General features: G+C 71.1%; 27 protein-coding genes and 1 pseudogene. 12 read left to right on the top strand and 16 right to left on the bottom strand.

The window, feature by feature from the left end; all coding sequences use genetic code 11:
* Positions 1-123: 123 nt before the first annotated feature.
* From AB6N24_RS14355 to AB6N24_RS14330, 6 genes are all read left to right on the top strand, one after another.
* Positions 124-1,038: a hypothetical protein gene (locus AB6N24_RS14355; RefSeq protein ID WP_412870066.1), complete on the top strand. Its 915-nt coding sequence runs from the start codon at positions 124-126 to the stop codon at positions 1,036-1,038.
* A 318-nt stretch (positions 1,039-1,356) separates the two neighbouring features.
* Positions 1,357-1,935: a hypothetical protein gene (locus tag AB6N24_RS14350; RefSeq protein WP_412870065.1), complete on the top strand. Its 579-nt coding sequence runs from the start codon at positions 1,357-1,359 to the stop codon at positions 1,933-1,935.
* Between the two features lie 207 nt (positions 1,936-2,142).
* Entirely contained in the window at positions 2,143-2,748 is a 606-nt protein-coding gene (locus tag AB6N24_RS14345) for a hypothetical protein (RefSeq protein WP_412870064.1), read from the top strand.
* A 119-nt stretch (positions 2,749-2,867) separates the two neighbouring features.
* Positions 2,868-3,071, top strand: a complete 204-nt coding sequence (locus AB6N24_RS14340) for an Lsr2 dimerization domain-containing protein (RefSeq protein ID WP_412870063.1) — start codon at positions 2,868-2,870, stop codon at positions 3,069-3,071.
* A gap of 74 nt (positions 3,072-3,145) precedes the next feature.
* Positions 3,146-3,373: a DUF2188 domain-containing protein gene (locus AB6N24_RS14335; RefSeq protein ID WP_412870062.1), complete on the top strand. Its 228-nt coding sequence runs from the start codon at positions 3,146-3,148 to the stop codon at positions 3,371-3,373.
* Positions 3,374-3,529: 156 nt separating this feature from the next.
* Positions 3,530-3,988: a helix-turn-helix domain-containing protein gene (locus AB6N24_RS14330; protein WP_412870061.1), complete on the top strand. Its 459-nt coding sequence runs from the start codon at positions 3,530-3,532 to the stop codon at positions 3,986-3,988.
* Positions 3,989-4,111: 123 nt separating this feature from the next.
* On the opposite strand, the gene AB6N24_RS14325 is transcribed toward AB6N24_RS14330, so the two are convergent.
* The 3 genes from AB6N24_RS14325 to AB6N24_RS14315 all read right to left on the bottom strand — a co-directional run bounded on the left by AB6N24_RS14325 (position 4,112) and on the right by AB6N24_RS14315 (position 6,270).
* Entirely contained in the window at positions 4,112-4,300 is a 189-nt protein-coding gene (locus AB6N24_RS14325) for a hypothetical protein (protein ID WP_412870060.1), read from the bottom strand.
* A 571-nt stretch (positions 4,301-4,871) separates the two neighbouring features.
* Entirely contained in the window at positions 4,872-5,045 is a 174-nt protein-coding gene (locus tag AB6N24_RS14320; protein ID WP_412870059.1) for a hypothetical protein, read from the bottom strand.
* A gap of 88 nt (positions 5,046-5,133) precedes the next feature.
* Entirely contained in the window at positions 5,134-6,270 is a 1,137-nt protein-coding gene (locus AB6N24_RS14315; RefSeq protein WP_412870058.1) for an ATP-dependent DNA ligase, read from the bottom strand.
* 7 nt (positions 6,271-6,277) lie between these two features.
* Between AB6N24_RS14315 and AB6N24_RS14310 the strand changes: the two genes are divergently transcribed.
* Positions 6,278-6,559: a hypothetical protein gene (locus AB6N24_RS14310; RefSeq protein WP_412870057.1), complete on the top strand. Its 282-nt coding sequence runs from the start codon at positions 6,278-6,280 to the stop codon at positions 6,557-6,559.
* A 32-nt stretch (positions 6,560-6,591) separates the two neighbouring features.
* Positions 6,592-6,852 (top strand): hypothetical protein, encoded by a 261-nt coding sequence (locus AB6N24_RS14305; RefSeq protein ID WP_412870056.1) that lies wholly within the window; start codon positions 6,592-6,594, stop codon positions 6,850-6,852.
* 50 nt (positions 6,853-6,902) lie between these two features.
* On the opposite strand, the gene AB6N24_RS14300 is transcribed toward AB6N24_RS14305, so the two are convergent.
* From AB6N24_RS14300 to AB6N24_RS14280, 5 genes are all read right to left on the bottom strand, one after another.
* Positions 6,903-7,466 carry a hypothetical protein gene (locus tag AB6N24_RS14300; RefSeq protein ID WP_412870055.1) on the bottom strand — a complete coding sequence of 188 codons (564 nt, stop codon included), beginning with the start codon at positions 7,464-7,466 and terminating at the stop codon, positions 6,903-6,905.
* An 81-nt stretch (positions 7,467-7,547) separates the two neighbouring features.
* Complete coding sequence (locus tag AB6N24_RS14295; protein ID WP_412870054.1) at positions 7,548-8,276, bottom strand: hypothetical protein; 729 nt, start codon at positions 8,274-8,276, stop codon at positions 7,548-7,550.
* Positions 8,277-8,436: 160 nt separating this feature from the next.
* Positions 8,437-8,958, bottom strand: a complete 522-nt coding sequence (locus AB6N24_RS14290) for a hypothetical protein (RefSeq protein ID WP_412870053.1) — start codon at positions 8,956-8,958, stop codon at positions 8,437-8,439.
* A gap of 81 nt (positions 8,959-9,039) precedes the next feature.
* On the bottom strand, positions 9,040-9,174 hold the full coding sequence (locus AB6N24_RS14285) for a hypothetical protein (RefSeq protein WP_412870052.1): 135 nt from the start codon (positions 9,172-9,174) through the stop codon (positions 9,040-9,042).
* A gap of 1 nt (position 9,175) precedes the next feature.
* A complete protein-coding gene (locus AB6N24_RS14280) occupies positions 9,176-9,436 on the bottom strand; it encodes a glutaredoxin family protein (RefSeq protein WP_412870051.1) in 261 nt (86 codons plus the stop codon).
* Positions 9,437-10,038: 602 nt separating this feature from the next.
* Between AB6N24_RS14280 and AB6N24_RS14275 the strand changes: the two genes are divergently transcribed.
* On the top strand, positions 10,039-10,494 hold the full coding sequence (locus tag AB6N24_RS14275; RefSeq protein WP_412870050.1) for a hypothetical protein: 456 nt from the start codon (positions 10,039-10,041) through the stop codon (positions 10,492-10,494).
* Between the two features lie 144 nt (positions 10,495-10,638).
* On the opposite strand, the gene AB6N24_RS14270 is transcribed toward AB6N24_RS14275, so the two are convergent.
* The 3 genes from AB6N24_RS14270 to AB6N24_RS14260 form a co-directional block, all read right to left on the bottom strand.
* Positions 10,639-11,235 (bottom strand): hypothetical protein, encoded by a 597-nt coding sequence (locus AB6N24_RS14270; RefSeq protein WP_412870049.1) that lies wholly within the window; start codon positions 11,233-11,235, stop codon positions 10,639-10,641.
* Positions 11,236-11,369: 134 nt separating this feature from the next.
* A complete protein-coding gene (locus AB6N24_RS14265; protein ID WP_412870048.1) occupies positions 11,370-12,854 on the bottom strand; it encodes a ParB/RepB/Spo0J family partition protein in 1,485 nt (494 codons plus the stop codon).
* 365 nt (positions 12,855-13,219) lie between these two features.
* Positions 13,220-13,948: a hypothetical protein gene (locus AB6N24_RS14260; RefSeq protein ID WP_412870047.1), complete on the bottom strand. Its 729-nt coding sequence runs from the start codon at positions 13,946-13,948 to the stop codon at positions 13,220-13,222.
* Positions 13,949-14,343: 395 nt separating this feature from the next.
* Here AB6N24_RS14260 and AB6N24_RS14255 point away from each other — a divergent pair, with 395 nt between their 5' ends.
* The gene (locus AB6N24_RS14255; RefSeq protein ID WP_412870046.1) at positions 14,344-15,114 is read left to right on the top strand and encodes a class I SAM-dependent DNA methyltransferase; all 771 of its coding nucleotides are present in this window, start codon (positions 14,344-14,346) and stop codon (positions 15,112-15,114) included.
* Between the two features lie 294 nt (positions 15,115-15,408).
* Here AB6N24_RS14255 and AB6N24_RS14250 read toward each other — a convergent pair whose 3' ends face one another.
* Positions 15,409-16,479: a hypothetical protein gene (locus tag AB6N24_RS14250; protein ID WP_412870045.1), complete on the bottom strand. Its 1,071-nt coding sequence runs from the start codon at positions 16,477-16,479 to the stop codon at positions 15,409-15,411.
* 553 nt (positions 16,480-17,032) lie between these two features.
* Here AB6N24_RS14250 and AB6N24_RS14245 point away from each other — a divergent pair.
* Together AB6N24_RS14245 and AB6N24_RS14240 are read left to right on the top strand one after the other, a co-directional pair.
* Positions 17,033-17,887 carry a ParA family protein gene (locus AB6N24_RS14245; protein ID WP_412870044.1) on the top strand — a complete coding sequence of 285 codons (855 nt, stop codon included), beginning with the start codon at positions 17,033-17,035 and terminating at the stop codon, positions 17,885-17,887.
* A 60-nt stretch (positions 17,888-17,947) separates the two neighbouring features.
* A complete protein-coding gene (locus AB6N24_RS14240) occupies positions 17,948-18,382 on the top strand; it encodes a ParB family protein (RefSeq protein ID WP_412870043.1) in 435 nt (144 codons plus the stop codon).
* A gap of 121 nt (positions 18,383-18,503) precedes the next feature.
* On the opposite strand, the gene AB6N24_RS14235 is transcribed toward AB6N24_RS14240, so the two are convergent.
* The 4 genes and pseudogenes from AB6N24_RS14235 to AB6N24_RS14220 form a co-directional block, all read right to left on the bottom strand.
* Positions 18,504-19,592, bottom strand: coding sequence for a serine hydrolase domain-containing protein (locus AB6N24_RS14235; RefSeq protein ID WP_412870042.1), 1,089 nt, complete (start codon positions 19,590-19,592; stop codon positions 18,504-18,506).
* Positions 19,592-20,071 carry a Clp protease N-terminal domain-containing protein gene (locus AB6N24_RS14230; protein ID WP_412870041.1) on the bottom strand — a complete coding sequence of 160 codons (480 nt, stop codon included), beginning with the start codon at positions 20,069-20,071 and terminating at the stop codon, positions 19,592-19,594. Before AB6N24_RS14230 ends, AB6N24_RS14235 begins: the two co-directional genes overlap by 1 nt.
* A 17-nt stretch (positions 20,072-20,088) precedes the next feature.
* Positions 20,089-20,322: an RNA polymerase subunit sigma-70 gene (locus tag AB6N24_RS14225; RefSeq protein ID WP_412870040.1), complete on the bottom strand. Its 234-nt coding sequence runs from the start codon at positions 20,320-20,322 to the stop codon at positions 20,089-20,091.
* A gap of 147 nt (positions 20,323-20,469) precedes the next feature.
* A pseudogene (locus AB6N24_RS14220) lies at positions 20,470-21,022 on the bottom strand (MarR family transcriptional regulator); the annotation flags it as partial.

The raw sequence follows: 21,022 nt of genomic DNA, 5'->3' as shown, positions 1-21,022 counted from the left end.
CCCTACACGCCGTGGCGCGATCGGCCCGCGGCGAAGGTCGGCACACCCGCGGAGGTGCGTGCGACGTACCTGGTCGCGCGGGCCCCACTAGGTGCCGGCGCTCGGTCTCGATACGTTCTCAGCATGTACCGCGAGGACTACGCCGCCATGACGCCGGAGGAGCGCGACGTCCAGCTCCGGCAGCTAGATGTCGATCTGCGTTCACATCCAGCCGCTGCGGCGATGGGGCGTTGGTCCAGTATCAACAGGGCCCACCGCACCTTCGCCATGAACGCACGCGAACTCGATGCCGTGCTGGACGCGAGCGAGACAGATCAAGAACTACAAATGGAACTCATACAAAACGTGCGTGACGACGCCGTGCGGCGCGGCTTCTTTGCGCTGCTTGACCAGAGACTATTCAACACCCTTGCGTCGGCAGTGACCCTTGTGGAGCATACGAATAAACTTAGAAACGACTACCCGAATACCGTCTTTTGGCGCGAGTTCGAAAGGCGCAACAAGCAGGTGGCCGACGCGCCTGGAACCAAGTTCTTGCGAAAGTTCCGCAACTACCTCGTGCACGTCGGTTCGGCTCCTTTCAGCTCGACCATGTCGTGGAGTGGAGGCGGCGCTGACGCCGCGCTGCGCGTGCATCTCGACTCTGCCGCCCTGCTTGAGCGCCGCGACTTCTGGGACGCCGCCTCCCGCCAGTTCCTTGAGGGAAACCCCGATGGAATACATCTCCGGGTTGTCTCACAACAGTACGGGCACTCCATGCAAGAGCTGTTCGAATGGACCTTTAGTCAATTTGAGTCGCTCCACGGCGCGGAGCTAGAGTCCTATAACAGCCTCGTCGCCCGGCGGAACCTCACATTGTCGGGTGGAGAAGAAGACGGATCTGAATGGGAGGCGCGAATGGCGCACGTCGCTGAGAACATCAAGGCGCGGAACGAAGGCCGCCCTCAGACGTCGTTCATCGACGGCGCGGTCATAGACGAAAGCGGGGAAGCCGCGCGGCGGGGGGCGGAGCTACAGGATCCACCTGGCGCGCTGTAAAGCGCCGATCCCAGCGTCGCGCACTCTTCGCCCTGGCTGACGGGCGACGAGCGACGAGCGACGAGCGACGAGCGACGAGCGACGAGGACCGTACGCACGGTCTCACCCGCACGGCGGCGCGCCGAGCTCTACACCGAGCGCGCGTGCTCGAACGAACGTTGTCCGCTGCGCGGCTGCCCGAGGGAGGGTTCCCACCCTTCCCACTGCCCGACACCTCCCCGTCGGCGCCGCGGCCTCCGTTGGAGTAGGTACCGTCCGCCGTAGGAACGGGCTCCCGCGACCGCGGGCAGACCAGCGGCGGAAGGGGCGCGAGCGCCGGTGTTCAGCGCGTGGGGTGATGAGTCGGGCTCTGTGGCGAGCCGGGACCCGGACATCTATCTGATGGGTGCGGTCCTGGCGGCGCCGGAGGCCGTGGCCGACCTGCGGGCCGCGATGATCGAGCTCCAGCGCCCCGGGGAGAAGAAGATCCACTGGCGTGCGGACTCCGAGGACCGGCACGACAAGGTCATCGGGGTGATCGGTGAACTTCCGATCGAGGGTGTGATCGTGGTGCGCCACGGGATGCCCGACGAAAAGGACGAGCGCCGACGGCGCAAGTGCTTCGAGACGTTCGCACCCGAGCTCGTCGCAGCGGGCTGCACGGACCTGGTCTTGGAGTCCCGCGGCAGCGCCGCCGACCAACGTGACCGCAAGATGCTCGACGCCCTTCGCTCGCAGCAGCGCCTCGACGGCGTGTTGCGTCTGGACCACGCGGCGGGACCGGTCGACCCGGCACTGTGGATCGCCGACGCGGTGTGCGGGGCACTGGTTGCCTCACGGGTGGGCAACCCACGCTGGTGGAGGGTTCTCGAGCGGCGGATGACCGTGCACCTGGTCGAGGACGCACCCCAGACATGACGCGAGCCCCGGGCCCTGTCTTCCGGCAGGATCTCCCGAGGCTCACTTCCGCTGCCACCTCGATGGTGCGGCTCAAGGTGAACTCTACGGCGCGTACGCGGGACCAGCAAGGCGCGTACGCCACACCGTTGACCACCACGCGCACTTCACCCACGCGTTCAGATCGCCTTGCAACCCACCAGGACGGCCGCGTTCTACGGTGCCGACATGGAAGGCTTCGCCGCCCTAGTTGCGGCCCTCGGGGCGCTGCTCGGCGCTACATCGCTGTCGCAGTGGAGCAGACCTGCCCGGCTCCGCGCCACTATCGAGAAGAACCTCGCTCTGGCTCAGTCTCTGCCGGCGGGCACCGTCGGGCGAGCGTCGCTCGAGGCCGCTGCGGACAGTGCGGCCGTCGAGCTCGCTGTGATCACCTTTGAACCGCTACGTGGTCGCGCTTGGGTGCTGCAAGCAGGCGTCCTCGGGTTTCTGCTCAGCGCGTTCGGCATCCTCAACATGCCCGTCGACTCGACTCCCGAACCGGTGACCGGCCGGGAGGCGTGGGCCTACTACATCGGCGGCCTGGTGCTCATCGCGCTCGCAACGCTCCCCGTGGTCCGGGTCCTAATCAATCGCCGTGAGCGCCGGCTCCTGATCCTCCGCCGCGCACCCGATGCACTCCTGCCCCCGGAAGGCGACCACGTCCAGGCCCCCGCGTCGCGCCGTCGGAAGGTATGGAGGTTCATCGCAGAGATGTCAGGCGAGCCGGACTGGGTGCGCCCCGACTCCGCTCACCCGGCAGCGATACCCGCGGCCCCCGTCACTGACGTCACGTAGGGGTGCGTGCGGGGCACACGAGGCCCCGCTGCTCAAGGGGATCGCAGCGGGACCTCACCCCGCACGCTAGCCGCGCGCTCGGACACGCCTGTCGGATGACGTGCGGGATGATCCGGGGCATGGCGACACAGACCCGCGTCCTCGTGACCGACGACCTTGACGGCTCCGAGGGCGCCCGCACCTATCGGTTCGCGTGGGGCGACACCGGCTACGAGATCGACCTGACCGACGCGCACCGCGACGACCTGCTGCGTGCGCTCGAGCCGTACATCACCGCCGCCCGCAAGACCCCGGCGTCGCGGCGCCCGGGCTCGCGCGCCTGACGCTCGACGAGCGAGCCCGACCGAGCGCCACAAGACTGTTCGCCGATCGCACCCCCAGCGAGAGGAGAACGGCCATGCCGAACGGTGACGTGCACACGGTGCACCGCGACGGGAAGTGGCTCAACGAGGTCGAGGGCCAGCACATGCCCCTGGACGGCACGTTCGACCGCAAGGACGACGCCGTCGCCGCGGGCCGCAAGGACGCCGACGCCCGCAGGGTCGAACACGTGATCCACGGGCTCGACGGCCAGATCCACGAGAAGAACAGCCACGGCCGCGACCCCCGCAACATCCCCGGCTGACCGCCCATGGTCTCCGCAGGCGCCAGCGGGAACTGGTGGGCCCTCGTCGGGATCGTCCTGGCGGTCGTGATCGGGATCGGGATCAGCACGATCCGCGACCGGCGGAACCGCCGGTAGAGCAGCCGTACATCCGGCGGCTCGGCGAGGATGCGTGCCATGAGCACCGAGTTCCACGTCCGCGTCGAGATCGCCGCCCGCCAGGCTCCTCCCGAGCCGGCCCTGGCCGAGCTCGGTGAGGCGCTGCTGTCGACGGGGTACACGGCGCTGGGCTGGGTCGAGCTGCACCTGGCCGTGACCGCGGCCGGGCACGCCGAGGCTGTGCGCGACGCGCTCGAGCGCGTCGAGCCCGTGGCCGGCGCGCGTGTGCTCGCGGTGGAGGTGCTGACTCGCGAGGAGTTCGCGGCGCGGGCGGGGATCGTGCCGTCTCCGACGACCCTCGGCGTGCCGGCGGCGGCCGAGCTGTTGGGGATCACCGAGCAGGCGGTGCGCCACAAGCTCCGCACCGGGCGCCTCGCGGGCCGCCGCGAGGGCCGGGACTGGCGCATCCAGCGCGCGGAGATCGACCGCGCCAGGGCCGCCCGCGTCGCGGCCACCGCGGCGGACGGCTCGTCGTAGACGATGCGCAAGAGATAGACGGCCACCCCTCGGGTGGTTCCGGCGTCTAGGGCACGTCGAGTCGGGGCGTGGTCCCACGCGTGACCGGGCGGTGCTCTCGGCGCCGCCCGGTCACGCGCAGAGTCAGGCGCTCGACGGCGGGAACGCCGCCAGCGCCAGCGCGGCTACCTCTACCGAGAGCGAGACATCGCGGGTCAGGCTCCATGTGGTTGCGGCGGCGGCCGCAGCGAGGGCGAGCTGCCAGCCGTGGGGCTGGCGGGGCGGCTCGCCGTCGGCGGGCTTGTGACGATGTACGGGTGCTTCGTTGGACATGGCCTGCCTCGAGGGACGCGAAGCACGGGTCCAGTTTCGCCCGCTCGTGGTGCGCGCCCCCTCGAAGTTCTGTACCGGGGGGATGTACGCTCACGGTGTCGAAGTGAGTGCGAACGGGCGAAACCGGACGTGCTCCTTGCTGTACAGCGCGGCCGAGCCGGTGCGGGAACACCTGCTCGGCCATTGCTGTGCCCGGACGCGGGATGCGGCCGAACGGGTCCAGGCTACGCCCAGGTTGTTCCGCGCGTCCCCCCGCTTTGCACTTGTGCTTACATGCGTGTCGTTTCTCACCCGCTGGGGACAACTTCGGGGTATGCCTCGGCCCGATCACGAGTCTGACCTGCGGAAACGCGGCACCTGTCCGCCGCGTCCGTGGTCGCGGCACACTCGCCTCCACAGGGTGACGTCCGCTTCGTCCCGCGCGGCGCGTACCGACACGCGGCACGCGCTGCTCGGGCCGTCGGCGTGTCGCGGGGCGGCGGGGATGGCCCGCATGGCCACGTGTCGCCCGAACGGGCGTCACCCGTCCGCTGCACGCTCCCGGGTTCCCGTCATCGACCGGCGTGCCGGCTCAGACGGTGCGCAGGTGGATGACCCGCCACCCCTCGGGAAGCTCGGCGAAGATCCGGTCGCGGGCTTCCTCGTAGGTCGCGGCGCTCTGGCGGACCTCGCCGGCCTGGCGGTCGGGGTGGTGGCCGGTGTGGTCCGGGGGGATGGTCTCGGTCAGAGCCACGACGGTGATCACGCCCGGAGCGTAGGTCGCCCCTCCGACGGCGAGCCGAAGGCTCGGCGGTGACCCGGTGTGGTGCTCGCCACCGCAGAAGCCGTGCCGGTCAGGTGAGCCGGTCCGGTAGCTCGACCTCGGCGGGGTCGAGGTCGGGGCGCGCGCGCTTCAGGGCGAGCGGGTGCCGGAACGATCGACCGCTCCATGCGGCGTCGGCGGAGACCTCGACGACGAGCGGCTCGATCAGGGTCAGGTCGACCGGTTCGCGGTTCGCGCCGAACCCGTTCACGGTCGCCGACACCACCCGAGTCGGCCACGGGTGCTCGCCGGCCGCCGGCACCAGGAACGGCACGAGCGCCTTCACGGTGAGCGGACGCAGCGGGACGGTCCGCCCGACGATCTTGAGCTCCCCGTCGACCGGGAGCCCCGCGACGACGACGGTCGGGGCGGCGATGGGGCCGATGACGGCGGCGCACACGACGTCGAGCTCCCGCCGGCGCTTCACCTTCAACATCGACCTGGTCGCGGTGTAGGGCTGGGCCAGTCCCTTGACCACGAGGCCCTCGAGGCCGACGACGTCCATGTCCTCGAACCACCCCGCCGCGATCGTCCGGTCGGTCATCACCGGGGACAAGTTCAGCGGCGGCGCCCACCCGCGGGCCAGGTCTTCGAGCACGGCGCGGCGCTCGGCAAACGGACGCGCCCGCACGTCGACGCCGGCGTGCGCGAGCACGTCGAACCCCACGAAGTAGGCCGGCTGCTCGCGGGCCAGGCGCGCGATGCTGCGCGGACCGGCGGCCATGCGCCGCTGCAGCGCGGCGAAGTCGAGCCTCTCCCCCGCCCACGAGACGAGCTCGCCGTCCACGACACATCCGGCGGGGAGCTGCGCGGCGGCCGCCGCCGCAACGTCAGGGAACCGGGCAGTCAGGTCGGTGCCCTGCCGCGACCACAGTCGCGTGGCATCGCCATCCCTCACCGCGATCGCGCGATAGCCATCCCACTTGGGCTCGAACACAGCCCCGCCCGGCAGCGCGGTGATCTCCGGGATCGTGTCGACGGCCTGGGCGAGCATGAGCCTGACCGGCGGCGCCAGCGACGCCGGCACCCGCTCCGCCCCGCGCGCTGCCATCGGTCCAGCGTCGACCCGCTCCCTGGCACCCGTCGCGCCAGAACCCGACCGCCCACTCGGTTTCACCCGGCCAGCCGCCCGTACGCGCTCGACATTGGGCCTGGCGCGCTCGAACATGTGTTCGATGGGTGAGCAGGCGATGCTGTCGTGGAACTCCGGTGCGCAGCGCTGGCAGCGGCTGGTGAACGAGGTCGACGTCCCGCCGGCGCACGAGCAGACGACCGCACCGGCGCCGGTGCCGTGCGTGGCACGGCTGGCGTGGGAGCACGACGGGCCCCAGCTCGTCGAGACCGAGGCGATCGGCTGGACCCCGGCGGCAGTGCTCGTGCGGATCTACGACCCGCGCCGACAGCTGGGCGGGGTCTGGGTCCCGGTCAGCGACGTACGCCGGCGCGGCACCGACTGAGCCGTTCGCCGACGTGCGGGATGCTGGGGAGCGTGACCAGCGACTCCACCCCAGAGCCGGACTGGTACGACCTCATCGTCACCGTGGGCGACCCCGACGGGAAGCCCGAACTCATACGCCCACCACGGCGCGCGCGCGTGACCACGACGAACTACCGCGGCGAGACAGTCGTGCTCGAGCTCGACGTCGTCGCCCGCGCCCCCGGGCACGTGCTCGTCGCCCAGCCGCGCGCGGGCGGGGAGCCCTGGAACGCCTGGATCCGCTCAAGCGACGCGACTCCCCTGGAGCGATGAACCCTGCTGCGGATGGTTGGTGGCGGCCAGCGCGCCTTCGCATTCGCCACCTACCGGGAGAGCAGCGCCGCCCCAATCGTGGCTGCCGCTCCCAGGACACCCCCGAAGAAGCCAGAGGCCGCGCCGATGGCGGCGATCCGTCGGTTCTCACGTCGGTCCTCCTGCTCGTCCCGGGGGCGCGGCGCGAGGACCGTGAGGCCTCTTGCCGGGCGACGGGAGAAGCGGTGTAGGTGACGACGCCAGCTCAGGGAGTGCCCGTGCTGCTCAAAAACAGACACCAAAGCGTGCAGAAGCGGCTGGTTCATAGGAGCGAAGATCGCCGTTCGACCACCCCGCGTGGCCGTGAGCTCGACACTGGAACCTCCGACCCACATCTGCAGCGACCACACTGACCGAGGCAGGCCGTTCAGCACGTCGTCGGCAGTCCTGAACTCCGTCTGCGTTCCCTCGTTGATCCGGAGGTGTCCGCCGCCCGCAGGACCGGGGCCGATAGGCAGCGCGTCCACCAAAGCTTGCAGAGCTTCTCTGTCCGGGAGCGTCAGAGGCTTCTTGCGCACGAGGTAGCTGTTGCCCCACCTCCATCGGTTGAACAAGCTGTAGTCGTACCCCGCCACGGCGTTCTCCGCTCTATTCGTTCTGTCTTCCGCTGGCCGGGATTCTTGCCCAACGACCCTCCGCTACGCGCGAGGCGCCCCCTAGCTGTTGAGCCACGCGTCCAGGGTCGGGCGGGTGATGCCGGCGCGCTGGGCGAGGTCGGTCTTGGAGGTCAGGCGTGCGGTGTGGATGGCGCGCACGGCGCTGCGCACGAGCGCGAGGCGTTCGGCGTCCTCGAGGGCGGGCGTGCCGCGGCCGGGGTTCTCGCGGGTGACGGTGAGCTCGTCGAGGAACCGGGCCCCGTGCACGGCGTACCAGGCCACGGTGAGGCGGTCGCGGGTGATGGGGGTGTGCTCGAGGGCGTACTGGGCCAGGCGCCCGGTTGCGGGCACTAGGGACTCCCCGGCGGCGTGGGTGAGCCACCCAGCGACGTAGCTGGTGGGCCGGATCGCGGCGCGCTCGGGGTGCTCCCCGGGCAGGTCCTTGTAGGTCTTGCGCAGGGCGAGGGCCCCGTACATGCGCTCGTCCCAGTCCCAGGAGTTCAGGACCGGGCCGGCCTCGGCGAGGGCGACGACCCAGGGGTCGGTGGTGCCCTGGTCGACGAGCTCGAGGGCGCGCAGGCGCAGCAGGTGCGCGGCGTACTGGCCGGCGAACGCGGTGCGCCGGGACCCGCGGTGGTTGGTGCGCATCTTCGGTGCCCGGGACTCCGCGTCGACCCACAGCGCGTCGTCGTGCCCGTCGGGCACGGCGGCGGCGCGGGCGGCGTCGGCGAGCTCGAGGATGGGCCCGGCCCACTGCTCGGGGATGGGCTCCAGAGCGCGGGTCGTCACGGGGCTGCTCCTCAGGGTCGGCGGGCCGTGGTGCCGGCTCCTGATCGTCGAGCCTAGGGGCGCACGCCCACGCGGCCGCGGAGCGATCGCCAAGGGTGTCGGGGCCTGGGTGAGGGTCACGAGGTGGGTCTCCTTCATCTGGTCGAGCAGAGCAGCCGGGTCAGGGCAGGTCGAGGTCGTCGACGTCGGGCAGGTCGTGCTGGTCTTCGTGGTCGCGGGCGGCGCGCAGCTCCCGGATCAGCCCGGCGGTGGTGCGGGGGCTCTCGGGGGCGCCGGCGAGAGTGGGCAGGTAGGTCAAGACGTCGCGGGCACGCGCGAGCAGCTGCGGGTCGGGCCGCCCGTGGGCGCGGGCGTTGATCCCGGCCACGGGGCACCGGTAGGGGTTGGCCGGCTCCGGGCCTTCTCCCCCGCCCAGGACCCAGTCCCGGTGCGCGGCGGCGGCCGCGGCGACGTCGCCGGCCACGGTCAGGACGTGCTCGAGGATTGAGGTGACCCGGTCTTCGCCGTCGGCGGGGGCGTCGGGGTGGGTCTGGTCGTGGTCGACGATGAGCGCGGCCAGGGCGGCGCGGGACCCGAACATCCACACCGGCACGTGCGGGCGCACGATCCCCGCGCTACGGCGGGACCAGAGCATGCGGGTCAGGACCTGCTCGGCGAGCTCGCCTGCGTAGGTGGTGCACACGGGGTCGACTCCTTCCTCTCGTGGCGTGGGGTGGTTGCCGGCGCCCCCGCCGACCTGTGACCGGCAGACGGGGGCGGGCGCTCATGTGGGGGTGGTCGCGGGCTCCTGCGTGCTCGAGGTGCTCACCTGGGTGGGCGTGGTGGGCAGGTACTCGACCGGGGCGTCCAGGTCGACCGGCCACCACGGCACCGGTGCGTCGACATCGGTGGGGTGCATGTCAGGCGCTCGCCTGCTGGGCGAGGTGGTCGCGCAGGTCCCGGATCCGGTCGTCCCGGAAGCCGTCCCAGGTGCCGATGGGGCTCACGACGACGGGCATCTGCAGCGCACCCATGGCGCGCAGCTCGTCCTCGAGGGTCTGGTTGCAGGTGGTGTCGATCGCCTCGTAGTCGATCCCCGCCTTCGTCAGGGCCCGGAACGTGCCCATGCAGGCGACGCAGCCCTTGCGGGTGTAGACGGTGACCTTCGCCGTGGTGCTCATGACGACCTCCCCAGAGCTGATGGCTGCTGCTGTTCGTGTGTGACCTGACCTGCGAGAACGTGACCCGGACGCCTCGCCTGAGTGGTGATGCCCTGGTGCGCCGAACGTCTTTCGGCCCCTCCTGGCAATCGGAGATGAACGCCGGCATGAGCGGGTGGAGCGTCAACCCGCAGGGCGGGTGCGGCGGCGAGTTCGCACCGGGCTCAGTGAGCGCAGCGAACGCAGGTCGGGCTCGTCGTCGTGCCTGGCGGCGTAGCCGCTTGCGTGCAGCCCGCGCCGGCGATCATGGAGAGCCAGGAGGGGACACAGACGACCGCTTCTCCGACAGCCGGAGCCCGCGCAGCGGGCGACGTCCGTGTGCGGGACGGCGCTCCGTCGCCGGCCCGCGGGCCCGTAGCGTGGTGGCGCGACAGGTCCGGGACGGGCCGTCTCGTACGCGGGATCCAGAGGCGATCGAACGCAGATTGCTGACCGGGCCCAGGGTCTTGGGCACCGCCCCGGAGAACAGGCCAGGCCGGGGCCACGCGGACCTGTCGCACTCCTGCGCACGCGCGGCGGCGAATGAGGGCCCCGTCACCGGGTGGGTGCCCTAGCCTCCCCGTGTGGGGGAACGGACGGAGCAGCAGGCCGTGCGGGTGCCGCTGGGCGAGCTGAACGGCCGGTTCGATCTGCGGGAGGTCATGGCGGCGATCGGCCCCCAGGCGCACCTGGACTGGGTACTCCAGGACGTCGACTTCAACGGCGCCGTAACGTCCGTCTGGCCTGAAGGACCCTCCGCCGTAGAGGCCCGGAGCGAGCAGGGCGACGGCGTACCCCTGGACTGGGCGACGATGCAGAAGCTCGCAGCGGGCTGTCACCAGATCGTCGACGGGCGCTTCATCGGCTACGACCGCGCCGACGAGCCACGTGTGCAGCTGACCGTCGTCGACAGCGACTACTGGAGCATCTGGGCCGACGACCCCGCCACGCTCCAGGCCGTACGCGAGACCTTCGCCACCACAACCGACGACAACCCCCACCCGGAGCCCGCACCACCGCCCCGTCACCGGCGATCCTGAGCCGGTCACGAGGCGCGACGGCAGCCACCCGACAGTTCCCGCCACTCCCCCGTGGCCGGGGTGGCCGGCTCGATGCCGGCCGGACCGGCCCCGCGCCCGGGGTGAGCCGCCCACCCGAACGGGTGGGCGGCCTCCCGTCGGCGCTCAGAGCAGGGCGGGCAGGATCACCCCCAGCGCGTGCGGGACGGTGAACGCCTCGCGCGCGGCGTCCGGGGTCGGGGTGTCGCGGTCGGGGTAGGTCTCGACCTGGAAGGTCGCCATCCCGTGGTGGGCCTCGACGAGCACCCGCAGCCGCCCGCGTCCGGACGACCACAGGACGCGCACGATGTGGTGCCCGTCCTCGGTCCGGCGGGCCAGCGGCCCGACCACCCCGGCCTGACGCAGTTGGGCGGCCAGGGTGATCGCGAACTGGGCGGCGGGCTCGGTCTGCTCCCGGATGGTCAGGTCAGTGACGGACGGCTCGACGTACCGGTGCACGTCGACCCCGGACCCGTTGACGTGGGTCCCGGCCCACTGCCCAGGGCGGACCTCGTAGGTCAGGCCCCACGGGAAGGAGGGGCGGGTCTCGTCCCGGTCGATCGCCACGACGGGCGCGGCCAGGGCCAGGCAGGTGCCGCGCGCGGGGTCGGCAAACAGAGCGCGGACGTGGTCCCCGACCCGGTACGGGGGCCGCTGCGCCCGCTCGGACCCGCGCCGGACGGCGGGCTGGGTGGTGGATTGGGTGTGGGCGATGATGCTCACGGGGAACCTCCAGGTTGCATGGGTGGTTTCCTCGCCCCGGCGGTGTTCGAGCACCGTCGGGGCTTCTTCTTGCCGGGCCGAGTGGCCCGTCTGTGGGCGGTCGCCGCGCGCTCGGGCGCGCGGCGACCGGGGGGTCAGGCCGCGTCGTCCTCGGAAGGCTCGTCCCGCTCTGCCTCGTCCTGCTCGCCGTCGTGCTCGGGGTCCGCGTCGGGCAGCGCGGCGGGCGGCTGGGGCTCGGTGAGGACGACGCGCTCGACGTCGGACAGGACGTAGCCCCACGTGCGCAGGGCGGTGAAGTAGACGCGGTACTCGTTGCTGGGGCTGCGCCAGGTGTGCACGCCGGTCCGGTGCTCGATGGTGGCCAGGATCAGCACGAGCGCGATGTGCTGGGCGCGGGCCGGGCTCGCCTTGGCGACGGCATCGGCCAGCGGGTCCGGCTGACGCCAGTCGGTCGGCTGGTCGAGCCCGAGCAGGGTCCGGGCCAGGCGCAGGGCCTCGTCGTCCGGGCTGGTCCGGCGCGCCAAGGCCGCCGCGAGGAAGGTCGCCGCGTCCTTCGGGGCGGTCTTGCGGGCGGCGAACGTGGTGAGCCAGTCACGGCGCACGGTCTCGGCGGACCGCCACGCCTTGTTGTTCGCGATCAGGGTCCGCCGCTCGGCCTTCTGCTCGGCGGTCATCGGCCCACCCGTGCTGCCGCTCGCGCCGGTGTCGGTGAACCGCTCGGCGTGCCCGTGCGCGGTCGGGTCGGCGCAGCCGTGCGTGGTCCGGACCTCGTGGGACCAGTAGTCCAGTCGGAGCCATGCGACCCGGCCCGGGCACGCGGCGTGGGTCTCCTCGGTCAGTGCGGTGCGCGCCTGGTCTTCCGCCGCGCACAGGTGGTGCAGCGCCCGGGCCGTGGACCCCTCGCCGCGCTCGGGCTCCTCGATCACGGCCACGCCCTGCGTGGTGAGGTCGGCGGCGATGGCCGCGAGGGCCTCGGCGTCGCGGCGCTTGTCGCGCACCTTCTGCGCCAGGTGGTCGAACGTGCCCGGCTCCTTGACCGCCGCGACGGTCAGGGCCTTCACGGCGTCCTCGTCGCCGTCGAACTCCGCGATGACCGCCGCCTGGTCCAGGGTCACGTCGTACTTCGCGGTCACGGCGGCCGCGACCGGCGAGGCCGCGACCGTCAGGGCAGCGGTGACGCGGTCCTTCTTGGTGGCGGTGCGCTTGGCGATCTGCGCCGCCGAGAGCCCCAGCAGCGAGAGCTGCTGGTAGGCCGCGACTCGGTCGCGGTCGGTGACGCCACGGCGGTGGTCGTTCTCGGCCATCTGCTCGATGATCCGGCGGACCTCGTCGGTGTCGCCGTCCACGACGTAGGCGGGGATCGTCGCCCGGCCGACCTCGACCGCCGCGAGGGTGCGCCGCTGCCCGGCCCGCACGTGCAGCCCGTCCGCCTGGGCCTGCACCAGGACCGGGGTCAGCACCCCGAGCGTCTTGATCGACGCGAGGAACTGCGGGTCCAGGTCCGCATCGGTGCGGACGTTCGCCTCCAACAGCAGGGACCGGGGGTCGACCTCGACGAGCCGCGCACCTGCGGGTGCGGCGTCCGTGGTCGCGTGGTCGTTCACGGTGGTGGTGCTCATGGTGACCTCCATCCGGGAAGGGCTCGGCCTGGCTGGTCCAGACCGTTTTTCGCCCCCTCCCGACGTCGTAATCAGCGCCCGCGGAGAGGTCTGGGGTGCAACCCGTAGGGCGGTCGGTGACGCGAGGTCGCGCGGGATCAGGGAGCGCAGCGACCGCCGCGCGACCTCGCGTCACCGACCGGCGGCGCAGCCGCTTGCAGCCCAGGCCGCGCGGGCGATGATGGAGCGGCGGGAGGGGGCAAACACCCGCGCGCAGCGCGGCACAGCGCACCGCGCAGCGGGGCTCCGCCAGCACGAGCGCAGCTCGGGCCGCAGTGCACCCCACTCCCCCCACCGCCGCGTGCGAATTCCCCGGGGGTGTTCGACTAGGAGACGAAAAGGGCGGAGATGACGGCTCCGATGATGCCGGCGCCCACGGCGCTGAGAATCCAGCCTGCTGTTCGCGTGGCCACGCTCTTCTGTCCTTGCTCGAGGTACTCGAACGCGGGCCAGACTCGGCTCAGTGTCGCGTTCAGCACGGCGACGAATGCCGATCCGGCGAGCAGCCCCAGGTAGACGGCGTCGGTTCGGTCAACGCCCGCAACGGTGACTACTGCGATCTGGGTCGAGATGATGACCGCGAAAGCCGCTATGCCAAGGAACCAGATCGTCCTGATGAAGTCGAGCCTGCTGCGCTGGCCCGACAGGAGATCGCGGAGCTGTTTGCGCACTCCCTCGACCCATGCGTCGTCGGGTCCGCTGACCGTGACGCTCGTACCGAAGCGGCCGAAGGCGACGACGATACGAGCGGAGCCTGAAGCCAGCGGCGTCGGGGTGCTCAGGCGGAGCTCCCGTGCTCGGCGTGGCCTCAGGTGCATGGCGATGGCGTCCCACTCGGCGATGACCTCGTGCCTGAGGTCTCCCCGCTCCGTGATGTCGGCCTGGACGAGCCAGCGCTCCTGCATGCGTTCGACCTCGCGTCGCACGTGCTCTTCCGCGGCGATGCGAGCCGGGTCGTTCGCGGGAAGACCGAATACGAACTGCATGGACTGCCGCGCAGAGCGCTTCGTGTCCTCGAGGGCTTCTGTTCGCGCTCGCGCGGTCGCCTTGTACATCCGCTCGAGGACCTCGTTGAGTGCGGCGGCGTCACCTGACCAGGAGCGAGATTCCCACTTGGCCGTGCTAACACTCCTGGACATCCCTGGCTCGCTCCTTGGTCTCGGCTGCGACGACGTTACCGGGGGCGGAAGCCACCGCTAGAAGGCACCGACACGACTCGCCGCGAGCCGACGTCTCGGTCGCGCCCCGCGCAGCCGCGCCTCTGCTTGATTTCTATCTAGCGGCGGCGCTTTCAGGCGTCTTCGACGAGCTAAAACATGGCGCGCTGCGTGAGGCCGGCCCTCACGGCCGGCTCCGGTGACTACAAGCTCGTCTCGCATGTACCCGAGGGTCTCCCCCGACGTCGGTACGACCTCGCGCGCCCGTCTTGCCTCGGTGCCAGGCTTGGCGCATGGAGAGTCCGGCGGACTTCTACGACGGCCTCGCCGCGACCTACCACGTCCTGTTCGACGACTGGTGGGCAGCCGCGCAGTGGCACGGTGGTGTCGTTGCCGCCTTGCTCGAAGCCAGGGGCGTCGTTCCTCCGGCCTTGCTGCTCGACTGCACCTGCGGGATCGGTACCCAGGCGCTGCCGCTCTCAGCGCTCGGGTACCGCGTGACCGGTACGGACATCAGCGCGCAGGCGGTGGTCCGCGCACGAAGCGAAGCCCGCGCGCGGCAGCTCCCGATGCGGCTGGAGGTGGCCGACGTACGAGTCGTCGACCAGGTCCTTCGCGAGCGACAGTTCGACGCCGTCATCTCGTGCGACAACGCGCTCCCGCACCTGCTGACGGACGCCGACCTGTCCCTCGCGCTGCGGAGCGTCCGGCGATCTCTACGGGACGGCGGGGTGTTCCTGGCCTCGATCCGCGACTACGACGCGCTGGAGGCCGCCCGGCTGCCTGGGACACCGATCTCGATGCACGGCCCGCCCGGACGGCGGTACGGGTCCGGCCAGGCATGGACGTGGTCACCAGACGGCGCTTACGTGGACATCACACTCTTCGTGCTCCGCGAGGAAGCCCCCGGCCCTGGATGGGGCGTGTCCGCACACAGCACGACGTACCGCACGCTGCGCCGGGCGGAACTGACCTCCGCGCTGAACGCCAGCGGCTTCCCGTCCGTCGAGTGGCTCAGCCCGCGTAGGTCCGGCTACTACCAGCCGGTGGTCGTTGCTCAATGACCGCCCTCGGACGACTCGCCGCGAGACCTACGCCGGGCGGTAGGTGCAGCGGCGATTCGACCTGCTGTGAGCGGCGGCGGCACAACGCTGCGAGGCTCCGCCATCCTGAGCCCGGCTCGGGGCCGCGGTGCATCCCACTCCCCCACCGTTCAGGGTGGGGCGAGCGGCTAGGAGCCCCTCGGGCGACTCGCCGCGAGAGTACTAGCCACACCTCTTTCTCCCGTTCCCGGTTGGGCCCTCGTCGGTCCGGACGGTGTGCTCGGCGCTCCGCGTCCGGCCGGGTGCTCGGTCCCGTTAGTAGGTCGGCAGGAAGCCCGGGGAGCAGCGGATCGTCAGCGCGTTGTCGAAGCCGGGCACGGACACGGACGCCGGCCCGTCGGTGTGCCGGAACCAGATGTCGCTCTCGCCCTCGAGTTGCATGTCGTAGCGGACGGCCGCCCGGAGCACGAGGGAGACGCGGTCGCGCCGCAGCGCGCGTAGGTCGGCGGAGAAGCTGAGCACCGGGGTCCAGCCGAAGAACTCGCTGATGCTTTCCTGTCCGACGGGCTCGACGTTCGCGAGCTGGACGACCGGCTGGTGGAGCACGTCGCCGGCGAGGTGCACGCCGGTGCTCGTTGTGAGGTCGAGCGTCAGTTGGTGCCAGCACTTGCACCACTTGTCGTCGGCGTGCCAGATCGGGTGGTAGGCGCCCGTCCACCCCGAGACGATGCCGCCGAGCCGGATCACGGGCCGCAGCTCGAACCATGTCCTGTCCGTGCGCGGCAGCCGCTCGGGCGCGAGCACATACGACAGGACGACGTTGACGTGGAACGAGGACAGTACGTCTGCCGTGTGGCCGAGGTGTCCCCAGATCCGCACCGGATCCCCATCGACGTCGATCGTCAGGCTGCCCTCGGGCGTGTCGGTCCCCCACCGGGTGTCGGCCCACCAGAACTCGCCAGCGTGCGGCGGCTGGGTGCCGGGCCCTTCGTACTTCGGGCCCTCCTCGAGGAGGTTGCCCACCGTCCCGAGCGGGGCGGCGACCACGGAGCCGCCGGCCAGGTGGGTGTCCGACACGGACCCGAGGAGGTCGCCGACGGGGAGACCGCGGCCGGAGCGGACCGTCCCCAGACCCTTGAGGTCGGTGAGGTCGTCGTCCTCGCGGACGAGCGCGGCGCGGCGCTCCTCAAGATCGGGGACGGCGGCGGCGAGCAGCTCCTGGGTGTACCGGGCCGCCCGGCGCCGGACCCGGTCGAGCCGGCGCAGCTGGTCCAGGTCAGGCGCTCGCGCCCTGTCGCGCGCGTCGAGCGCCGCGAGGGCCGCGCGCTCTCCGTCGGTGAGCGCGGCGCGCTCGTCGGTTCGTTTCCCGGTCCTCACCTCGTCCATGAGGTGCCTCCTGACAGCGTCTCCGCACGTTCCAGGTTCGTCGCTCGGTCCGTCGATCGTTGCACCGGCCCGGCGGCCGTGTCACCCGTCTGCCCGCCCAAGCCGCGTCGCGGCCGACCGGCATCGTCAAGGTCCGCGGCCGGTGTCTACCCGTAATGTGCGCCGACCCGAAGACCGTGACCGTCTCTGGCCCGTTCGGCGACGGCACAACGCCCTGGTACGAGGTGCAGACTTGCCACCGCTACGACCCGTGCGAGGGCTGCGGACAGCCCGTGATGGAACCCTGACCCGCTGCACAGGTCGCGGACGCTCGGGACCTGGTGGCCCGGCCTCGGCCTCTTCCATCCAGGTGTATCGGGCAGTTCCAACACCACGGTCGAGCGCCACCGCGACCCTCGTGGACCGCCTGCACAACAAGGCTTGTGTTGCTTGTGTTGCTTGCATGTTTTGTAAGCCTTGTGCCACGGCGTGTCGGCTGCGCCATCGCCGACAGCGTGTGTAACACTTACAAGCAACACAAGCATTGCTTGTCATACAAGCCTTGAGGAGCGCAATGACGGTCACTGCCGTGGTGGCGAACAACAAGGGGGGCGTGGGGAAGAGCACGGTGACGGTGCAGCTCGCCGCCGCGCTCGCTCGAGCGGGGCGGCGGGTCCTCGTTGTCGACATGGACCCGCAGGCGAACGCCACGAGGCGTCTGGGGATCACCTGGGATCCGGAGGAGCCCTTCGCGACGATGTCCGAGGTCTTGAAGGCTGAGGCTGCCGGGGCGGGGGAGGGAGCGGTGCTGGGCTGCGCCTGGACGACTGCGGAGGCTGAGCGCATCGACGTGCTCCCGTCGCGGTTCGACCTGATCAACCGCGAGAGCGAGGCGGGCGTCGTCGGCGCGACGTTCCGGCTGAAGAAGGCGCTGGCCGGGTGGACGGGGGAGTACGACGTCGTGCTCATCGACACCCGGCCGGATCTTGGGCATCTCGTTCAGATGGCGATGGCGGCTGCCGACACGGTCCTCATCGTGGCGGCACCGGAGTACGACGCTGTCGAGGCCGCGGTGCGTGTGCGCGACTTCGTCGTGCGGCACGCGGCAGACCTCGCGAATCCCGGCCTGAGCGTCGGGGGAGTGCTGGTGACGATGCGCCGCCCGACTGCGGAGCACCTGTTCCAGCTCGAAGGCCTGGCTGAGACGTTCGGGGACGTGGTGTGGGATCTGCGGACGACTCGTCCGTTGCTCGACGGCTCGGATGTCGAGGTGACGCCGTCCCATGTGCCGGCGTGGTCGCGGTTCGCTGAGGCTGACAGCGCTGCGGCGTCGCTTGCGGCGTGGACGGACACGCGCGGCAGGGAGACAACCGCGATCTTCGATGTGCTTGGTGCGCGGTTCGCTGACCGCTTCTTGAAGACTGCCTAGGGAGGAATGGTCATGGCCGCACCCGTACGTCGCCGCCCCGGCGCTGGTAGCCCGTTGGCTGTGGAGGTCGAGCCGGTGCGCACGCCTGCCACGGTGCCTGACCCCCCGGCAGCGCCGGCAGTGGAGAAGGCACCGGTGGCCGAAGCGCCGCTCCCGGATGGCCCGAAGCCCGAGGAGGCCCCACGCGTGGCCGCGACTCCCGTGAAGCGTCCTCGTCCGGTGTCGTCGGCGGCGTCGCCGATGACACCGGTGCCGTCCAGTGAGCCGGATCCCAAGTCAGCGGTGACTGTTCAGCTTCGGAACTCGCTGCGGCAGCGTGCGCAGACGGCGGTGCTGCAAACGGCGGGTCGTCCTGGTGGGCACCGCTCGTTCGCCGCGCTGATTGACGAGGCGCTTGAGCGTGAGCTGGCGCGTCTCGCGGCTGAGTTCAACGATGGTGAGCCCTTCGAGCGGAACGCAGGTCAGTTCCGGACTGGGCGGCCGTTCGGGAGCTAGCTCGCTGTCGCTGGCGCCGCGCCTGGGGGCCGACGAGGGCAACTCAGCTCCGTGGCGCGCGCAGCGAGCGTGCACCGGGACCAGCGGCAGTTGCGTCTAGCGGCGGGGCCACTGGAATGGGTCACGTCCAGGCGTCCCGGAGCGCCTCGGCGACCTGGGCGATCGGCAGGTCGTCGGCGTTGCAGCTGACCGCGATGGCCGTGGTGTAGTCCCCGGTCATACCGAAGAGACTGGAGTACCCCGACCACCCACCGGCGTGGCTGAGGGAGCCGTCGGGCGCCACCACGATGCCTCGTCCGTATCGGGTGCCGTCGGGCGCGCCAGTGTCCACTGCGCCCTCGGTCATCTGCTGTCGCAAGTCGACGTCGGAGCGGTAGAGGTCGGCCCACGCGACCAGGTTTGTCGGCGAGCCGACGATCGATCCGTCGCCGACCTGGGTCCAGCTCGAAGGGGTCGGCCGCCAGTCCGTGCCAGTGGCAACGTACGGGACCGCCACGTCGGCTCCCCGCGGCGCAGGCTGCAGGCGCAGACTCACGTCACCGAAGACCGAGGTCTGCAGGACTGAGGCCAGGTCACGGCCCGAGACGGCGGCGACGACCTCAGCGAGTAGGACGTAGTTGGAGTTTGAGTAGGCGAACGTCCCGGTCGTCTCGACCTCGGCCAGGGCGGCGATCGCGGCGACCGCGCTCGCCTGGTCGGCGGGCTCGTCGGGTGTCGTGCCTGCCTCGGTGAGCAGGCCGGTGTAGTCCGGGATGCCGGACGTGTGGTGCAGCAGGTCGTCGAGCGTCACCGACCCCGCCCAACCGGGCAACGCCGGCAGGTGCTGGGAGAGAGGGTCGGTCAAGGCCAGTGCCCCCTCCTCTGCCAGTTGTAGGACCGCGATCGCGGTGAACTGCTTCGACACCGATGCGAAGTCGAACGCGGTCGTCTCCGTGATCGGCTCTCCGCGCTCCACGTCAGCAAGGCCGCGGGCCCCCGCCCACACCACCTCGCCTTCGCGAGCGACTGCGGCAGAACAACCCGGTCCGCGCTCTGCCAGGAGCTCGCGCAGCACCTCGTCACTCGCGGCACCCTTGCCGGCCGCGGTCTGGGCGGCCAGCTGTTCGGGACCACCGCACGCTGCCACGAGCGACAGAAGTACCGATCCGAGTGCGAGGCCGAGCACGGGTCGCGAGGCCCTGCTGGTCCGTGGCGCGATGCCGCGGCTCATCAGGCCGGCCCTTGCACGGGCATCGCCGAGCGGGCAGCGGCGACGAGGTCGCGGCGAGCGACACCGAGGAGTTTCAGAGCCCGAGCGAACGTGCCCTCGGACTGAGCGGCGGCCGCGATGATCACGTGACCACCGCGGACCTGATCACCGTCGCCCTTCGCGAGGGCAACCGCCTCCTGGAACGCCTCCTGCGCAGCGCCTGAGCTGCGGTGGATGCGCGAAGTGGGCGCGACGGTCGGCGAGGCGGAGGTTGCGAGTCCGATCGCCGCAAGCGCTTCTTGGTGGACTTGTGCGATGGCTTCCCGCAGTCTGCCCGGTGTCACTCCGACGGTGTCCAGAGCGGCGCGGGCGGTGTCGTCGTCAGCCATGGTGGCGGCGGCTAGCACGAGGTGCTCCAGACCTGGGAGATCGTCTCCCAGGCGGGCCGCTTCGCGTTCGGCCTGGGGCAGCAGGCGGTTCATGTAGCGGACGTCAGCCATCGCGTGACGAAGGGGCATCACAGGCTCCTGTTCTTCTGCTGGGGGTGTCGTCGGGTGGGCGCCAGGCGCTTGTGCGCGGCCTGGGCCGTCATGCCCAGAGCGCGTCCGATCTGCTGCCATGTCCACCCCCGAGCGAGCGAGGCATCGACGGCGGCACGCTCGAGGTCAGAGGCAGCTCGACGCAGCGCGACCACGGCGGCGAATGCGTCTGCGGGGTCATCAGGTGAGGGAAGGGCTGTGAGCTCGACCATGCATCAACTTTGGTTGATGCAACTTCGCCTGTCAACTTATGTTGATGAGCCGCAGAGCGAGCCGATCGAGAGTCCGGACACTCGCGCATCCAGTCTTGGCGGAGATTGCTGTACCGACTGAGCCTTCGACCTCCAGCAGGACAGGTCCTAGGCGACGTGGTGCAGAGCGTGGGTCAGGGTCCACGTCTCGTCGTCGGGTGGCCACCAGTAGTCCTCGACGTCGCCCGGGGCGGGCTCGCGCTGCTCGGGGTCGTGGCGGGTGAGGTAGGCGCGCCAGAGTTCGCGGTCGCGGACGTAGCGGCGCAGCTGAGCGATGACGGCGTCGAGGGTGCCGAGGAGCTCGGCGACGGCGCGCAGGCGGCCGGGCTGGGCGCTTAGGCCGGTGGGGGAGCGCTCGAGCAGCCCGTGCGCGGCCAGCACCTCAACGGCGCGCGCGACGGTGTCGCGGTGCAGCCCGGTGACGGGCACGAGGGTGGTGATGGTGGTGGCGCGGCCGGCTTCGACGGCCTCGAACACGAACGCCGCGGCGTGCCCGAGCTCACGGAACGCCGGCCGCAACGCGTGAGCGTGCCCGCGATCCCACCGCAGGTCAGCAGCGGTACCGGCGAGGTCGGTGGGGATAATCAGGGCGTACAGGTCGGCCCGTTCGCCGCGGGCGGGTTCGATCAGGTCGATCCACCCGCCGGGCTCGTCGGCCAGC

The organism is Cellulomonas jepli (assembly GCF_047229345.1).
GTDB lineage: Bacteria > Actinomycetota > Actinomycetes > Actinomycetales > Cellulomonadaceae > Cellulomonas_A.
Note: the sequence above shows the minus strand (reverse complement) of the source record. Positions and strands in the feature narration are given on the sequence as shown.

Bases quoted from the DNA above. Each gene is read 5' to 3' on its own strand.
- AB6N24_RS14355 (WP_412870066.1), top strand. From the start codon at position 124: ATGTACCGCGAGGACTACGCCGCCATGACGCCGGAGGAGCGCGACGTC.
- AB6N24_RS14345 (WP_412870064.1), top strand. From the start codon at position 2,143: ATGGAAGGCTTCGCCGCCCTAGTTGCGGCCCTCGGGGCGCTGCTCGGC.
- AB6N24_RS14340 (WP_412870063.1), top strand. From the start codon at position 2,868: ATGGCGACACAGACCCGCGTCCTCGTGACCGACGACCTTGACGGCTCC.
- AB6N24_RS14335 (WP_412870062.1), top strand. From the start codon at position 3,146: ATGCCGAACGGTGACGTGCACACGGTGCACCGCGACGGGAAGTGGCTC.
- AB6N24_RS14330 (WP_412870061.1), top strand. From the start codon at position 3,530: ATGAGCACCGAGTTCCACGTCCGCGTCGAGATCGCCGCCCGCCAGGCT.
- AB6N24_RS14325 (WP_412870060.1), bottom strand. From the start codon at position 4,300: ATGTCCAACGAAGCACCCGTACATCGTCACAAGCCCGCCGACGGCGAG.
- AB6N24_RS14315 (WP_412870058.1), bottom strand. From the start codon at position 6,270: ATGTTCGAGCGCGCCAGGCCCAATGTCGAGCGCGTACGGGCGGCTGGC.
- AB6N24_RS14310 (WP_412870057.1), top strand. From the start codon at position 6,278: ATGGGTGAGCAGGCGATGCTGTCGTGGAACTCCGGTGCGCAGCGCTGG.
- AB6N24_RS14285 (WP_412870052.1), bottom strand. From the start codon at position 9,174: ATGCACCCCACCGATGTCGACGCACCGGTGCCGTGGTGGCCGGTCGAC.
- AB6N24_RS14280 (WP_412870051.1), bottom strand. From the start codon at position 9,436: ATGAGCACCACGGCGAAGGTCACCGTCTACACCCGCAAGGGCTGCGTC.
- AB6N24_RS14265 (WP_412870048.1), bottom strand. From the start codon at position 12,854: ATGAGCACCACCACCGTGAACGACCACGCGACCACGGACGCCGCACCC.
- AB6N24_RS14260 (WP_412870047.1), bottom strand. From the start codon at position 13,948: ATGTACAAGGCGACCGCGCGAGCGCGAACAGAAGCCCTCGAGGACACG.
- AB6N24_RS14255 (WP_412870046.1), top strand. From the start codon at position 14,344: ATGGAGAGTCCGGCGGACTTCTACGACGGCCTCGCCGCGACCTACCAC.
- AB6N24_RS14250 (WP_412870045.1), bottom strand. From the start codon at position 16,479: ATGGACGAGGTGAGGACCGGGAAACGAACCGACGAGCGCGCCGCGCTC.
- AB6N24_RS14245 (WP_412870044.1), top strand. From the start codon at position 17,033: ATGACGGTCACTGCCGTGGTGGCGAACAACAAGGGGGGCGTGGGGAAG.
- AB6N24_RS14235 (WP_412870042.1), bottom strand. From the start codon at position 19,592: ATGAGCCGCGGCATCGCGCCACGGACCAGCAGGGCCTCGCGACCCGTG.
- AB6N24_RS14230 (WP_412870041.1), bottom strand. From the start codon at position 20,071: ATGGCTGACGTCCGCTACATGAACCGCCTGCTGCCCCAGGCCGAACGC.
- AB6N24_RS14225 (WP_412870040.1), bottom strand. From the start codon at position 20,322: ATGGTCGAGCTCACAGCCCTTCCCTCACCTGATGACCCCGCAGACGCA.